The sequence below is a fragment of the Bradyrhizobium sp. USDA 4506 genome (genome assembly GCF_054058795.1).
Genome location: NZ_JBSSBM010000002.1, coordinates 2,902,682 through 2,918,047, shown reverse-complemented (window position 1 = coordinate 2,918,047; position 15,366 = coordinate 2,902,682). Strand labels below are relative to the sequence as shown.

Here is a 15,366-nt window from a genome sequence, read left to right as displayed (position 1 = left end):
GGGACGCTAGCCGGCGACCCGGCGCCCGTCGGTTCGGCGCGACTGCAGCTTCTTGAGGATCGGCGACAGGAACGACTCGCGGGCTTCGGCGAGATCGGGACGGCCGGTGAGGCGCTGCGCGATCTGCAGGAAAGTCCTTGTGGTGCGGTGACGCGCGGAGACTTCCGCGATCATCTGGCCGTTGTTGGCGGCTTCACCGAACAGCCTGCAGTCGAACGGGATCGCCGCGATCGGCTGGCTCTCGATGGTCTTGGCGAAATCCTTGACCTCGATCTCGGGGCGCTTCGACATGCCGACCTGGTTCAGGCAGTAGAGCGGCGGACGGTCGTTCGGACGCGCGGTCCTCAACAGGTTCATCATGTTCTTGGTGTTGCGCATGTTGGCGAGGTCGGGCTCGGCCACGATCAGGATATCGTCGGCACCGACCAGCACGCGTTTGGTCCAGGCGGTCCATTGATGCGGCACGTCGAGCACGATGCAGGACGTCGTCATGCGCATCGTATCGAAGATGGCATCGAACGCCTCGGCGCCGAAATCGTAGACCTGGTCGAGGGTGGCCGGCGCCGCCAGCAGGCTGAGGTGATCGCCGCACTTTGCGAGCAGGCGTTCCATGAAGGCAGAGTCCGGACGCTCAGGCGAGAACACGGCGTTGGCGATGCCTTGCACCGGGTCCTGATTATAGTCCAGCCCGGCGGTACCGAAGGCGAGGTCGAGATCGACGACGACCGAATCCAGCCCGAGGTCGCGTGCGATGGTCCAGGCGACATTGTGAGCAATGGTCGAGGCGCCGACGCCGCCCTTGGCGCCCGCGACCGCGATCAGGCGGCCGACCGAGACCGCTTCGGAGGCCGAGAACAGGCTGCAGATCGAGCGCACGATGTCGAGCACCTTGACCGGCCCGATAACGTAGTCGTTGACGCCGCGCCGGACCAGTTCGCGATACGGCGCAGTCTCGCCGGCCGTGCCGAGCACCACGACGCGGGTGCCGGGATCGCAGACCGTGGCGAGCTCGTCGAGACCGGCCAGGAAATCATGATCCGGCTCGGTCTCGAGCATGATGACGTTGGGCGTCGGCGCCTTGTGGTAGGCGTCGATTGCCGCGGCGATGCCGCCCATATGGACCGAGAGATGAGCCTTGGCTAGCCGGCGGTCGTCGGCAGCCGCGCGTGCGTTCGCGGCGGTCGCGACGCTGGCGCAGAAGGCCTGCACGGAAATCCGCGGCGCCGGCGCGATGTAATCGTTGGCGTGCTGCGGCTCGTCTTGTTGTTCGGTCATTTCGCGGCGTCGCTCAGCTTGGCTTTCTCGGCTTCGGGGTAGGCGGTCGCGGTCGACTCACCCTTGCGGTATTTATCGAACGCGATCGTACGGCGCGGCGTATAGGCTGCGGTCTCGGTTCGCGGCTGTTCGAGGTCGGACGGATTGGCGACCATCGCGGCAAGGTTACGCTGCGTGGCGCAGCCGAAATTGTCGTACTGCTTGTTCTGGTTGTAGTTCGGATTGTAGATCGAGGGACCGAGGTCGCTCGGCCACACTCCGCAGGGACCGGCGACGGCGGCCATCTTCGGATAGCTCAGCCGAATGGTCGGAAGCGCGCGCGGATCATCGAGATGATAGGAGCGCCTGGTGATGGCATGGGCGGGTACGCCCATCGACGCCAGCAGGCCGCGGATCTCCTGATACACCGCCTGTGCCGAGCGCGCGTTCGAGCTGTCGGCCGGCACGTCGATCGCAATCGCGCCTGTGCCTTCGCGGCGCCAGGTGCGCGCCAGCCCCATGACGTCGTCGCGCTGCGCTTCGGTGAGGTTGCCGCGGGCGCGGCCGACGAAGACGACGATCGACTGTTCGCCCTCGGTCACCGCGATCGGATGCCGCTGCCGGTAGTCGTCGCCCACGGTGCCGGTGGCAAGATTGTCGCCCGTCAGATTGCAGCCGCCGAGCGCGATCGCGCTGACGACGAGGGCGCCCAACAGCGACAGCGTCCTGGCACAACCGGCTTGTGTGTTGCGTGTCATCATAGGATCCCCCAACCCCTTCAGGTCCGCGCCTCAGTCGATGATGAAGCCGAAATTGACCGGCGTGGCGCCGATCGGCTCGCTGCGTGCGGCAACGCCGTAGATGCGATTGACGCGCGCCAGCAGTGCCGACTGCGCGTCGGAAGCCGGGGCAAATCCGTCGTCGGGACGGGACAGCTCCTTCTGCGCAACGGCGCGCACCACGTAGGGCGTCACGATGACCATGAGCTCGGTCTCGTTGTTGACGAAGTCCTGGCTCCGGAAGAGCTGGCCGAGGATCGGGATCTGATCGACGCCGGGCATGCCGTTGATGGCCTGCTTGGTCTGCTCCTGGATCAACCCGGCCATCGCGATCGAGCCGCCGGAGGGTACTTCCAGCGTGGTGTCGGCGCGGCGGGTCTTGATCGAGGGAATGGTCGTGCCGTTCTGGCCGCCGGTCAGGGCGTTCTCCATCGAGACTTCGGAGACCTCGGTCATCACCTTCAGGCTGATCCGTCCCTCGGTCAGCACCACCGGCGTGAAGTTGAGCGAGATGCCGAACTTCTTGAAGCTGACGGTCTGCACGCAATTGCCGATCGTGCCCGACGTCGTCGTCTGGCAGGTGACGCCGGTCGGAATCGGAAACTCGCCGCCCGAAATGAAGGTCGCCGACTCCCCGGAGATCGCGGTGAGGTTGGGTTCGGCCAGCGTCTTGACCACGCCGGCGCTCTCCATCGCGCGCAGCGTCGCCGTGACCGTCGGTACGCCGAGCTTGTTCAGGGCTGCGCCCGTCAGCCCGTTGTTGGGGGCGAGCGCGCCGTTATTGGCCGTGAAGGCGTTGGCGTTGTTGAAGACCACCGCGGCGGTGCCGTAGTTCATATTGGCGCTGAGGTCGACGCCGAGCTGCTTGACGACGTCCCGGCGGACTTCGGCGACGGTGACTTTCAGCATCACCTGGTCGCGGCCGCGGACCACGATGGAATTGACGACCTTGTCGGCGCTGCCGACCAGTTTGGCGGCGATGTCGCCCGCCTGCTGGGCTTCGACCGGGCTTGCCACCGTGCCGGTCAGGACGACGCTGTCGCCGACGCCCTCGATCTGGACGCCGGGCAGCATCTGCTTCAGCGCGGCGCGCATGCCGTTGAGGTCGCGCTTGATCGCGATGTCGTAGGAGGCGACCTGGTTGCCGTCGGCGTCGAAGAACACCACGTTGGTCTGGCCGACTGCCGCGCCGATGATATAGGCGCGCTGCGCCGAGCGGATCACGGCGTTGGCGATCTTGGGATCGGCGACCAGAACGTCCTTGGCCTCGCGCGGCAGGTCGACCACGACCGACTTGCCGACGCCGAGCGAGACGGAGCGCGTCTTGGCGGCGATGCTGCTCGTCACCGCGACATCCGCGTTCTTGTCGGGATCGGTCGCGCTGGCAAGGGCAGGGATCAGCATCAGCGCAGTGATCGCCGACAATGACAGCGCGCGGACCAGCGTGGTCGACGTCGCCATTTGTTTCGCACCCGTCGTCATATCGAAGCCCCCATCACTTCTGTGTCGTCAGAGAGCTCGGGATGCCGAAGCGCACCACCTTGATGCTCTCGCCCCGCTTCGGGGCATGGTCTCTGGTCTCGTCGGTCTGCTCGTTGACGTCGGCGATGCTGCGCAGCGCCAGCGCCAGCGTTCCGCTCTGCCGGGCGCGCGCCAGCGTCTCGGCCTGTTCGGGCTTGAGCTCGAGGGTCACGGTCTTGCCGACGAGGGAGTTGTTGCCGTCCTTCTCCTTCGGCGCCTGGTCGATCGCCAGCACGCGGACGTTGGACAGCAGGATTTCAGTGGTGACGATATCGCGGCCGCCTTGCTGATCGGGATTCTTGTCGCGACGCGACAGGATCACATCGACGCGGTCGTTCGGCAGAATGAAGCCGCCGGCGCCCGTCTCCGGCGAGATTTCGGTGGAGATCGCGCGCATGCCGGAGGGCAGGATCGCGGCCATGAAGCCGCTTCCGTTGGCCTTGACCAGCTTCTGCTCGCGGATCGGTTCGCCGACGATGAAGGGCGCGCGTGCGATCGAACCGATGATGTCGTTCATGGCATTGGCGTTGGCGTCGTGACGGATGAACGCGCTGCTTGCAGTTTCAGCCGGCCAGCGCTGCCACTGGATGTCTTCGGCCTTGACCGATTGACCGAGCCCGATGTCGGACTTTGCGACCAGCACTTCGACGGTCGGCAGTTGCGCGACGGGCGGCGCGACCGGCGCCGGTTTGCGATCGCCAACGCTCGCGAGATACATGGCCGCGAGGCCTGCGACGCCGGCGATGCCGAGGACCACGATGCGTGCCGTTTTCATGCGATTGTCTGAATGCCCTTCACACAGGGCAATCGCGTCCTTGCGGCACTGACAGCCCTTCCCGAGGCATCACTACGGCCGCAAAAGTATAAGGGAACTTGATGGAAGGTCCGGACAATTAAGGGATTGGTGGGGATGGTGAACGGCGAGTTATCGGCGCCGTTGCATCTCCGCAGAATCCCGGAGATCGCGCGTGCTTAAGGCGTACGACGTTGGTCGCAACGCGGCGTCAGCGCCGGTGGAGCGTGGTTAATGTCGTCTAACGTGGCAGGGCGCGAGGATCAGAGCGCGGCCTTCAACGCCGCAAATCCACGGTCGAGATCGGCCTTGAGGTCGTCGAGATTCTCGAGCCCGATATGCAGCCGCAGCGTCGGCCCGCCCGGCGACCATTTGGTCGCGGTGCGATAGTCGCTGCAGTCGAACGGGATGGCGAGGCTTTCGAAGCCGCCCCAGGAAAAGCCCATGCCGAACAAAGTGAGCGCGTTCAGCATTGCATCGACCGCGGTCTGTGGCACCGGCTTCAGCACGATGCTGAACAGCCCGGAGGCGCCGGTGAAGTCGCGTTTCCAGATCGCGTGCCCGGGATCGGTGTCGAGGGCAGGGTGCAGCACGCGATCGACCTCGGGCCGCGCGCCGAGCCAGCGCGCGATCTCGAGTCCGGAGCGGTGGTGCTGCGCAAGCCGCACCGATAGCGTGCGAACCCCGCGCAGCGCGAGATAGACGTCGTCGGGGCCGGCGCAGACGCCGAGCAGGCGGATCGCCTCCTGGATCAGCGGCCAGGCTTTCGCATTGGCTGCGATGGTGCCGAACATGATGTCGGAGTGGCCGCCGATATATTTGGTGCCGGCCTGCACGCTGATGTCGACGCCCTGTTCGAGCGAGCGGTGATAGAGCGGCGTCGCCCAGGTGTTGTCGTCGATCATGAGCGCGCCGCGGGCGTGCGCCACGGCCGATATCGCCCGCACGTCCGGCATCTCGAACGTCTGCGAGCCGGGCGCTTCGATCAGCACCGCGCGGGTGTTCGGCTTGAACAGCGTCTCGATGCCGGCGCCGATCAGCGGATCGAAATAGCTGGTCTCGATGCCGTAGCGCTTGAGCATGTTGTCGCAGAAATTGCGGGTCGGCCGATAGGCATTGTCGCACACCAGGAGGTGATCGCCGGTCTTGAGCACGGCGAGCAGCGTGGTGCTGATCGCCGCCAGTCCCGACGGGGCAAGGCCGACGCCAGCGCATTGCGGCCCTTCCAGCGCCATCAGCACGTCCTGCAGCGCCCGCGTGGTCGGGCTGCCATGGCGGCCATAGGTAAATTCGGCGCGATGGGCGTGCAGGTCCTCCGCGGTCGGATAGAGCACGGTAGAGCCGTGAAACACCGGTGGATTGACAAAGCCCTTCTGGGCCTTGGTGTCGCGGCCGGCCGTGACCAGGCGGGTGGCGGCCTGTTGCGGGTGGGAGGGCGTGGAGCCGTCGGAGGAGGTCATGGAGCGCTGCCGTTAAACTTTAGACTTTTTGCCGCAGCCGTACCGCGCCGGGAAGACGGGGCCGGGCCGGGAGGTGTTACTAACAAGAGGTAGAAGACATGCGTCAACCCCTTGACCCGGCTCGTCAGTCGCTATGTGATGCGGCGCAACTACCAGTCGCCGCACGTTGAGGGGCCTGCCGCGACCTACGATCCGTTGCCTGACCGGTTTGCACGTCAAACTGCCGGTCAAATCGGCATTTTTGCTGCAAGGGATCATTGGGATGGCCCGTGAACGCGAGGCGATCACAATGCAAACGTCCACCGGACGACCCTGAAAGGCCCCGCCCATGAAACGCGTATCCCTGGCTGTCACCCTTGCCGCTGCCGCCGCCCTGTCGGTCCAGGCCGCCTCGGCGCAAACCCTCAAGACGGTCAAGGACCGAGGCCAGCTGTCCTGCGGCGTCAGCGGCGGCCTGCCTGGCTTCTCCTCGCCGGACGACAAGGGGAACTGGACCGGCATCGACGTCGACATCTGCCGTGGCATCGCGGCGGCGATCTTCGACGATCCGTCCAAGGTCAAGTTCGTGCCGCTGTCAGCCAAGGACCGCTTCACCGCGCTGCAGTCGGGCGAGATCGACGTGCTGTCGCGCAACACCACCTGGACGCTGTCGCGCGATACCTCGCTCGGCGCCAACTTCACCGGCGTGACCTATTATGACGGGCAGGGCTTTCTGGTGAAGAAGTCGCTGAAGGTGAACTCGGCGCTGGAGCTGAACAGCGCGTCGGTCTGCGTGCAGACCGGCACCACGACCGAGCAGAACCTCGCCGACTACTTCAAGGGTAACAACATGAAGTACGAGGTGATCGCGTTCGCCGGCGCCGATGAGACCGTGAAGGCCTACGAGACCGGCCGCTGCGACGTGTTCACCTCCGACGTGTCCCAACTCTATGCGCAGCGGCTGAAGCTCGCCAACCCGGCCGACCACGTCGTGCTGCCCGAGATCATCTCCAAGGAGCCGCTCGGCCCGATGGTTCGCCATGGCGACGACCAGTGGTTCGACATCGTGAAGTGGGCGCTGTTCGCCCAGATCAATGCCGAGGAACTCGGCGTCACCCAGAAGAACGTCGACGAGATGGCCAAGTCGGACAAGCCCGACCTCAAGCGCGCCTTCGGCACCGACGGCAATCTCGGTGAGCAGCTCGGCCTGACCAAGGACTGGTTCTCCCGCATCATCAAGGCCGTCGGCAATTACGGCGAGATGTACGATCGCAACGTCGGCGTCGGGTCGAAGCTGCAGATCGCACGCGGGCTCAACAATCTCTGGAACAAGGGCGGCATCCAGTACGCGCCTCCGATCCGCTGATCGGCGACGAGGCGGCTGCGGCGATGACGACCGAGCCCCGAAAACCACCGCTGCAGTTCATCTTCCGCCTGAAGCGCGCGCTCGGCGGCCAGTCCGGCTGGACTGGCCTTGCCGTGCAGATCGTGTTCGCGGCGGTGTTGGCCTGGGTCGCCTATGAGATCGTGGCCAATGCCCGCGCCAACCTGGAGACGCAGCGCATTGCCTCCGGGTTCGGGTTTCTCAAGAACAATGCGGGCTTTGATGTCAGCCTGAATCTGATCCCGTATTCGGGATCGGATACCTATACGCGGGTGTTCTTTGTCGGCCTGTTCAACACGCTGCTGGTTGCGGGCATTGGCATCGTCTTCGCCACCATGATCGGCTTCATCATTGCGCTGTGCCGGCTGTCGCCGAACTGGCTGTTGGCGCGGCTCGGCGAGATCTATGTCGAGATCGTCCGCAATCTGCCGCTGCTGTTCCAGCTGTTATTCTGGTACCTCGCGGTGCTGGCGGCGCTGCCGGGGCCGCGCCAGAGCATCTCGCTGTTCAACGCCTTCTTCCTCTCCAATCGCGGGCTGGTGATTCCGCGGCCGATCGGCGAGCCCGGGCTTGATCCGTTTCTGATCGCGCTTGCGATTGGCGTCGCAGGCACGCTGGCGCTGCGCGGCTACGCAAGGCGGGCGCTGTTTCAACGCGGGCAGGCGATCCGGATCTGGCCCTATGTGCTCGGCCTGCTGGCCGGATTGCCGCTGGTGACGATGCTGGTGTTCGGGCTGCCGGTGACCTTCGAGCTGCCGCAACTCAAGGGCTTCAACTTCGCCGGCGGCGCGCGGGTGATTCCGGAGCTGGTTGCGCTGGTGGTCGCGCTGTCGACCTATACGGCGGCCTTCATCGCCGAGATCGTCCGCGCCGGCATTCTGTCGGTCCATAAGGGACAGATGGAAGCCGGCTCGTCGCTCGGTCTGTCGCGCGGCACCACCTTGCGGCTGATCGTCGTGCCGCAGGCGATGCGCGTCATCGTTCCGCCGCTGACCAACCAGTACCTCAACCTGACCAAGAATTCGTCGCTGGCGGTCGCGATCGGCTATCCCGACCTGGTCTCGGTATTTGCCGGAACGACGCTGAGCCAGACCGGCCAGGCGATCGAGATCATCGCCATCACCATGGGCGTGTACCTGCTGATCTCGCTGGTCACCAGCGCGATCATGAGCGTCTATGGCTGGCGCATCAACCGGAGCCTTGGGGCATGACCGACGCCACCGCGTCATCCTTCGTCCGGCAGGATCTGGTGCCTGAACGCCGGGCGCCGGTGAAGACCACCGGCCTCGTCGGTTTCATCCGCACGCGGCTCTTGAATTCGCCGACCAACATCCTGCTGACGATCCTGGCGCTGGGGCTGCTCTGGTACACGATCGTTCCCGCGTTCAAGTTCCTGCTGGTCGATGCGGTCTGGAGCGGCAAGGACCGCAATGCGTGTCTCGCCGAAACCGCCGGCCGTCAGGTCGGCGCCTGCTGGCCCTACATCCAGGCCAAGCTCACCCAGCTGATCTATGGCTTCTATCCGGAAGCCGAACGCTGGCGCGTCAACCTGACCTTCGTCCTTGCGGCCGTCCTGTTGCTGCCACTCCTTATTCCGCGCCTGCCGGCGAAGGGCCTGAATGCGGGTCTGTTCTTCTTCGCGTTCCCGGCGGTCGCCTTCTTCCTGCTGCGCGGCGGCGGACTAGGCGGCTTCGGCGTCAGTTGGGTCGCGAGCCTGTTGCAGCTGTTCGACGACAGCGTCGTCAATGCCGGTCGGGCGCTGGTCAATCTCAGCCGGAGTTCGGCGATCGGGCCGCTGCTGTGGGCCGTCGGCAATATCATCGTGCTCGTCGGCAGCCTGATCGGCTGGCTGATCTTTCCGCTGACCTGGCTGCGCGAGCAGCTCCAGATGTCGGGCCAGCCGCTGTGGTTCGACTTCCTGCTGACCGCGGCGATCGTCTCGCTGATCCTGTTTTTCCTCGGCGGCGGCATGCGAACCGGACAACGGGCGCTGCTCGGGAGCCTCGCGAGCTTTGCCGGCATCGCGATCGTGATCAAGCTGATGGGGCTCGACCGCGGCGGACTGCCCATCGTCGACACCAGGCTGTGGGGCGGCCTTTTGGTGACGCTGGTGGTGTCGGTCACCGGCATCGTCACCTCGATGCCGATCGGGATCGCGCTGGCGCTGGGCCGCCGCTCGACCATTCCGCTGATCCGGATCTTCTCGATCGCCTTCATCGAGTTCTGGCGCGGCGTGCCGCTGATCACCGTGCTGTTCTTCGCAACCTACATGCTGCCGCTGTTCCTGCCGGGCAATTTCAACGTCGACGGGCTGGTCCGCGCGCTGATCGGCATTGCGCTGTTTGCCGGCGCCTACCAGGCCGAGGTGGTGCGCGGCGGCCTTGCCGCGATCCCGCGCGGGCAGGGCGAGGCGGCGAGCGCGCTCGGCCTGTCCTGGTGGAAGACCACGTCGCTGATCGTGATGCCGCAGGCGCTGCGCCACGTGATTCCGGGCCTCGTCAACAGCTTCATCGCGCTGTTCAAGGACACCTCGCTGGTCTCGATCGTCGCGCTGTTCGACCTCTTGGGGTCGTTGCATGCGACGTTCTCCGATCCGACCTGGTCGACGCCGACCACGGCCTTTACCGGCTTCGCCTTCGCTGGAATGATCTACTTCGTGTTCTGCTTTGGAATGTCGCGCTACTCGCTGTTCGTCGAAAACCGGCTCAACGCTCACCGCCGCCACTGAACAAGGTCACCATGTCCACAACCCCGATCGTCAACATTTCCGCTCTCAACAAATGGTACGGCGACTTCCATGTGCTGCGCGACATCAACCTGGAGGTCGGCAAGGGCGAGCGCATCGTGATCTGCGGCCCATCCGGTTCGGGCAAGTCGACCCTGATCCGCTGCATCAACGCGCTGGAGGAGTTCCAGGAGGGCGAGATCGTGGTCGACGGCATCGACCTCGGCCCGAACCTTCGTCGTGTCGACGAAGTCCGCCGCGAGGTTGGCATGGTGTTCCAGAGCTTCAACCTGTTCCCGCATCTCACCGTGCTCGACAATTGCACGCTGGCGCCGATCTGGGTGCGCAACATCCCGAAGAAGGATGCCGAGGCCACTGCGATGAAGTTCCTCGAGCGGGTCAAGATCCCGCATCAGGCCAACAAGTTTCCCGGCCAGATGTCGGGCGGTCAGCAGCAGCGCGTTGCGATCGCCCGCGCGCTGACCATGAACCCGAAGGTGATGCTGTTCGACGAGCCGACTTCGGCGCTCGACCCGGAGATGGTAAAGGAAGTGCTCGACACCATGGTCGATCTTGCCAGGGAGGGCATGACCATGCTGGTCGTGACCCATGAAATGGGCTTTGCCCGCGAGGTCGCCAACCGCGTCGTCTTCATGGACGCCGGCCAGATCATCGAATCGAACACGCCGCAGGAATTCTTCGCCAACCCGCAGCACGCGCGGTCGAAGCTGTTCCTGAGCCAGATTCTGCGGTGATTTCTGCCGTCATTGCGAGCCACCCGGTCGGCGCAAAGCGCCGCCGGATGACAGGCTCCGCGAAGCAATCCAATCTTCCGCATCGGAAGCATGGATTGCTTCGTCGCAATAGCTCCTCGCAATGACGTCTGCGGGGACGCATTCGCTCCCTAGACCAGCGGCAGCTCGATGTTACTGCGCTTTTCCAGCCATTCCGGGACCGGCAGGTTCTTCGAGCGCATGAAGGCCGGGTTGAACAGCTTGGACTGATAGCGGTTGCCGGAGTCGCAGAGGATGGTGACGATGGTCTTGCCGGGGCCGAGCTGCTTGGCGAGCTGGATCGCGCCTGCGATGTTGACGCCGGTCGAGCCGCCGAGGCACAGGCCTTCGTGCTCCAAAAGCTCATAGATGATGGTCACGGCTTCCTCGTCGGAGATCAGGAACGCGGTGTCGACCTTCGCCGTCTCGACCACCGGCGTGACGCGTCCGAGCCCGATGCCTTCCGTGATCGAATCGCCCGGCGTCGATTTGACCTGCCCATTCTTGAACAGTTCGTACATGCCGAAGCCGTGCGGATCGGCACAGGCGGTGACGACGGCCGGGTTCTTTTCCTTCAGGTAGCGGCTGATGCCGGCGAGCGTGCCGCCGGTGCCGACCGAGCAGATGAAGCCGTCGACCTTGCCGTCGGTCTGCTGCCAGATTTCCGGTCCGGTCGAGTCGTAATGCGCCTTGGGATTGTCGAGGTTGTTCCACTGGTCGGCAAACAGCACGCCGTTCGGTTCGGTCTTGCGCAGCTGCTCCGCGAGACGCCTGCCGAGATGCTGATAGTTGTTCGGATTGGCGAAGGGCAGCGCCGGCGCCTCGACCAGCTCGGCACCGCACAGCCGCAGCATGTCCTTCTTTTCCTGGCTCTGCGTCTCCGGAATGACGATCAGGGTGCGGTAGCCGCGCGCACTCGCCACGACAGCAAGCCCGATCCCGGTATTGCCCGCGGTCGACTCGACCACGAGGCCGCCGGGCTTCAGCGTGCCGCGCCTCTCGGCCTCCAGGATCATCCATTTGCCGGCACGATCCTTCACCGACTGGCCCGGGTTCATGAATTCGGCCTTGCCGAGAATGGTGCAGCCGGTCAGTTCGGACGCGCGTTTCAGCTTGATGAGCGGGGTGTTGCCAATCGCTTCGATGACGTCTTTGTTGAATATCATGTCGGGGAATTTCTTTGCCGGGCTGTGTCTTGCTTGGCGAACCTAGTGTGCTGATCGAAAAAGGGAAGGGCTTTTGCACTGCGGCAAAAGGCGGGTCCAACGCGCTTGACGTCGCACGCGCGGAGGCCACGAGCTTGGGGAGAACGCCGTTTTGCGGCGGTCGGGTCGGCCAGCAGAATCATCCTGTGGTCCGCGGTTTCGCGTGAGTTGCGCGCTCTCGGCCAATCAAGACCTGACGGCGCGGTGCGCGGTGGCGCGAGTCTGGCGCCGCGCCGGCACATCTTGCGGATTCAATGCAACAGGAGCCGAGAAATCCCCATGAAATCTTTGTAAGAATCGTGACTTCCGGCACCGGTCCGAAATGCGCGGAAATGCCGTAAAAAATAGGGAAAAGTCGGCATTCAAGGTAGCTACGAATCGCTTGCGATGCGACGCCACGCAATCGTGACAGGGCTGTCCGCCCCATTGTCCCAAGGGTAGGATGGGACAGGCAGGTTCCATTGGAAGCATACCCCCGTGAACGTCACCCAGACCATCGCTGAACGCGTCATTCGTGCGCCACGGGCGAAGTCTGGCTTCGGCGGAGAACGGGTGTGACCCAGCCGGTGTCCGTGATGGTGCCTGGAGGCCGGTTCGGCCTCGCCGCCCGCGTGCGCCGGCTCGCGGCACGTTCGCTCGTTGCGCTCGGCCTGGTCGTTGGTTCTGCCGGCTGCATTCTGACCCAGGACATCCCTGACCCAGCGCTCGACGTGCCGCAGGGCTACAAGGCCGCGCGTCTCGGCCGGCCGGGCGACGCGCTGCCGACGCTCGATTGGTGGCGGGGCTTCCGCTCCAGGGAGCTGACGCAGCTGATGGAGGAGGCGCAGACCGTCAACCTCGACATCGCCGCTGCGGTTGCGCGCTTCCGCCAGGCCGACGCGCTGGCGCGGCAGGCCGGCGCGGCGCTGCTGCCGACCCTCAATCTCAACGGATCGGAAACCTACTCGCGCACCTCCGGCTCCAGCGCCAGCGGCCTCACCAATGGCGGGCGCGAGGTGGTGAACTACAACGCCTCGCTGAGCGCCAGCTATCAGCTCGACTTCTGGGGCCAGAACCGCGACGCCGCGCAGGCGGCGGAGGAGACCGCCGTTGCCAACCGGTTCGACCGCGAGGTGGTGGCGCTGACCACGCTGGCGAGCGTCGCCAATGCTTATTTCACCGTGCTCGCGACGCAGGACCGGCTGCGCACCGCGCAGCGCAACATCGCCAGCGCCGAGCGCATCCTCAATGCGATCAAGGAGCGCTTCAAGGCCGGCACCGGCTCCGATCTCGACGTCGCGCAGCAGGAGACTGTGCTTGCCAACCAGCGCGCGCTGGTGCCGCCGCTGCGGCAGACGCTCGATCAGAGCATCAATGCGCTCGCGGTGCTGGTGTCGCGGCCGCCGGAAAGCGTGCGCGTCTCCGGCGGCTCGCTCAACGCCGTTGCGATCCCGCGCGTCAGGCCGGGCCTGCCGTCCGAATTGCTGACCCAGCGTCCCGACATCCGCCGGCAGGAGGCGCAGCTTGCATCCGCCACCGCCAATGTCGGCAGCGCGCGGGCGCAGTTCTTCCCGAGCATCCAGCTGACCGGGACGGGCGGCTACCAGAGCCAGGCGCTGGTCTCGCTGTTCCAGCCGCATGCCGCCTTCTTCAACCTGGTCGGCAGCATGACCCAGCCGATCTTCGACGGCGGCCGGATCCTCGGCAATTTCGAATACACCAAGGCCAAGCAGGACGAGTTGCTGCAGACCTACCGCAAGACGGTGGTGCAGTCGTTCACCGACGTCGACAATGCGCTGGTCGCGATCCGCGAGACCACGCGCCGGCTGCAGCTGCAGCGCGACGTGCTGTCGTCGTCGCGGCGCGCCTTCGACCTCGCCGAGCAGCAGCTCAAGGCCGGCACCGCCGATATCGTAACTGTGCTAAACACGCAGCTGACCCTGTTCCAGGCGGAAGATGCCTATTCGCAGGCCCAACTGGCCCGGCTATTGGCGATCGTGAGCCTATATCAAGCATTAGGGGGCGGCTGGGAACCGAAGATGGAAAGACCGGTCGATGCTCTTTAAGCCCGACTCGACGGACGACGAGAAACGCACGGCGCCGCGCAAGCGGAGCCTTCTCTCGCGCGTGCTGGGGCGCATGGTGTCCTTGCTCATCACGCTCGTGATCCTCGGCGGGCTCGGCTATCTCGGCTGGCTCGCCTTCCAGCCCAAGCAAAATGGCGGCGGCGGGCGCGGCGCGGGCGGGCGGCCTGACCTGCCGGTGCCGGTGCTGGCGGCCACGCCGCAGGTGCATGACGTGCCGGTTTATCTCGACGGCGTCGGTTCGGTGAGGGCGCTGAATACCGTGACCGTGCGCTCGCAGGTCGACGGCAAGCTGCTCAAGGTGAATTTCGTCGAGGGCCAGGACGTCAAGAAGGACGACGTTCTGGGCGAGATCGATCCGGCGATCTATCAGGCGCAATACGACCAGGCGGTGGCCACGAAGGCCAAGGACGAAGCGCTGCTCGCCAATCAGAAGATAGACCTTGCCCGCTATGAGCAGCTCGCTGCCACCAACGCGGGCTCCAAGCAGCAGGCCGATACGCAGCGTGCGCTGGTCGCGCAGCAGGAGGCCATAATCAAGGCCGACCAGGCCCAGATCGACAATGCGCGCACCACGCTCGGCTACACCAAGATCGTCGCGCCGATCGCGGGGCGCGCGGGCCTGCGCCAGGTCGACCAGGGCAACATCATCCACGCCGCCGATACCACGGGGCTCGTGATCCTGACCCAGCTGCGGCCGATCGCGGTGTGGTTCAGTTTACCGCAGCAGCAGATCATGCGCGTCAACGCCGCGGCGGCGAAGGGCCAGCTCGCGGTCGATGTGTTCGGCAATGACGGCGTCACCGTGATCGATACCGGCAAGCTGACCGGCATCGACAACCAGGTCGATCCGACCACCGGCACGCTGAAGCTGAAGGCGGAATTCCCCAACGCCAGCTACCAGCTCTGGCCCGGCCAGTTCGTCAATGTGCGGCTTAAGGTCGAGACGCTGCCGCAGGCGATCGTGGTGCCGACCTCGGCGGTGCAGCGCGGTCCGGCCGGCACCTTCAGCTACGTGATCGGCGAGGGCGACGTCGTCACCGCCAAGCCGGTCACGGTCACCCAGCAGAACGAGCATGAGGCCGTCATCGCCAGCGGCCTGACCACGTCGGACCGCGTCGTGACGACCGGCTTTGCCAATCTCGCCGATGGCGCGAAGGTCGTGGTCGGCAAGGACGACGGGCCGCCGGCCGCCGATCTCGCGCCGCGCAAGCGCAGCCGCAATCCCGACGGCAAGCGCGGCGCTGGCCAAGGCGAAGGGCAGGGCAAGGACGGCAAGAAAGACTGGCAGGGCAGGGACGGCGAGCATCGCGGCCGGCACGAGCATAGCGAAGGCGATCAGAAGGGGCAGACCGGACCGGCGCCCGCGCCGGCAGCAGGGGGCGAACAGCCGGGCGGCGCGCCGAAGGCGCAGCCATGACTGGCATCCT

At 65.4% G+C, this 15,366-nt stretch carries 12 protein-coding genes; 6 read left to right on the top strand and 6 right to left on the bottom strand.

All coding sequences use genetic code 11. The features are described from left to right. Positions 1-6: 6 nt before the first annotated feature. The 5 genes from ACVIHF_RS15870 to metC form a co-directional block, all read right to left on the bottom strand. Positions 7-1,275 (bottom strand): AAA family ATPase, encoded by a 1,269-nt coding sequence (locus tag ACVIHF_RS15870; RefSeq protein ID WP_168858549.1) that lies wholly within the window; start codon positions 1,273-1,275, stop codon positions 7-9. After that, complete coding sequence (locus ACVIHF_RS15865; protein ID WP_456792269.1) at positions 1,272-2,012, bottom strand: CpaD family pilus assembly protein; 741 nt, start codon at positions 2,010-2,012, stop codon at positions 1,272-1,274. Before ACVIHF_RS15865 ends, ACVIHF_RS15870 begins: the two co-directional genes overlap by 4 nt. A gap of 33 nt (positions 2,013-2,045) precedes the next feature. Beyond that, positions 2,046-3,494, bottom strand: a complete 1,449-nt coding sequence (locus ACVIHF_RS15860) for a type II and III secretion system protein family protein (RefSeq protein WP_038377148.1) — start codon at positions 3,492-3,494, stop codon at positions 2,046-2,048. Positions 3,495-3,528: 34 nt separating this feature from the next. Beyond that, positions 3,529-4,329, bottom strand: coding sequence for a Flp pilus assembly protein CpaB (cpaB, locus tag ACVIHF_RS15855; protein WP_057016555.1), 801 nt, complete (start codon positions 4,327-4,329; stop codon positions 3,529-3,531). 281 nt (positions 4,330-4,610) lie between these two features. Next, positions 4,611-5,807: a cystathionine beta-lyase gene (gene metC / locus ACVIHF_RS15850; RefSeq protein ID WP_456792268.1), complete on the bottom strand. Its 1,197-nt coding sequence runs from the start codon at positions 5,805-5,807 to the stop codon at positions 4,611-4,613. A 328-nt stretch (positions 5,808-6,135) separates the two neighbouring features. Here metC and ACVIHF_RS15845 point away from each other — a divergent pair, with 328 nt between their 5' ends. From ACVIHF_RS15845 to ACVIHF_RS15830, 4 genes are read left to right on the top strand one after another with little or no spacing between them, the layout of a single operon-like run. Further along, on the top strand, positions 6,136-7,152 hold the full coding sequence (locus ACVIHF_RS15845) for an amino acid ABC transporter substrate-binding protein (protein WP_028339759.1): 1,017 nt from the start codon (positions 6,136-6,138) through the stop codon (positions 7,150-7,152). Positions 7,153-7,175: 23 nt separating this feature from the next. Further along, complete coding sequence (locus tag ACVIHF_RS15840) at positions 7,176-8,381, top strand: amino acid ABC transporter permease (RefSeq protein WP_456792267.1); 1,206 nt, start codon at positions 7,176-7,178, stop codon at positions 8,379-8,381. Beyond that, positions 8,378-9,898 carry an amino acid ABC transporter permease gene (locus tag ACVIHF_RS15835; protein ID WP_456792266.1) on the top strand — a complete coding sequence of 507 codons (1,521 nt, stop codon included), beginning with the start codon at positions 8,378-8,380 and terminating at the stop codon, positions 9,896-9,898. Before ACVIHF_RS15840 ends, ACVIHF_RS15835 begins: the two co-directional genes overlap by 4 nt. Before the next feature lie 11 nt (positions 9,899-9,909). Then, positions 9,910-10,650 carry an amino acid ABC transporter ATP-binding protein gene (locus ACVIHF_RS15830; RefSeq protein ID WP_225161972.1) on the top strand — a complete coding sequence of 247 codons (741 nt, stop codon included), beginning with the start codon at positions 9,910-9,912 and terminating at the stop codon, positions 10,648-10,650. Positions 10,651-10,799: 149 nt separating this feature from the next. On the opposite strand, the gene ACVIHF_RS15825 is transcribed toward ACVIHF_RS15830, so the two are convergent. Next, positions 10,800-11,834 carry a cysteine synthase A gene (locus ACVIHF_RS15825; protein ID WP_456792265.1) on the bottom strand — a complete coding sequence of 345 codons (1,035 nt, stop codon included), beginning with the start codon at positions 11,832-11,834 and terminating at the stop codon, positions 10,800-10,802. 614 nt (positions 11,835-12,448) lie between these two features. On the opposite strand from ACVIHF_RS15825, the gene ACVIHF_RS15820 reads away from it, so the two are divergent. Further along, positions 12,449-13,918 carry an efflux transporter outer membrane subunit gene (locus tag ACVIHF_RS15820; protein WP_456794093.1) on the top strand — a complete coding sequence of 490 codons (1,470 nt, stop codon included), beginning with the start codon at positions 12,449-12,451 and terminating at the stop codon, positions 13,916-13,918. Beyond that, on the top strand, positions 13,908-15,356 hold the full coding sequence (locus tag ACVIHF_RS15815; protein WP_456792263.1) for an efflux RND transporter periplasmic adaptor subunit: 1,449 nt from the start codon (positions 13,908-13,910) through the stop codon (positions 15,354-15,356). Before ACVIHF_RS15820 ends, ACVIHF_RS15815 begins: the two co-directional genes overlap by 11 nt. Positions 15,357-15,366 lie beyond the last annotated feature (10 nt).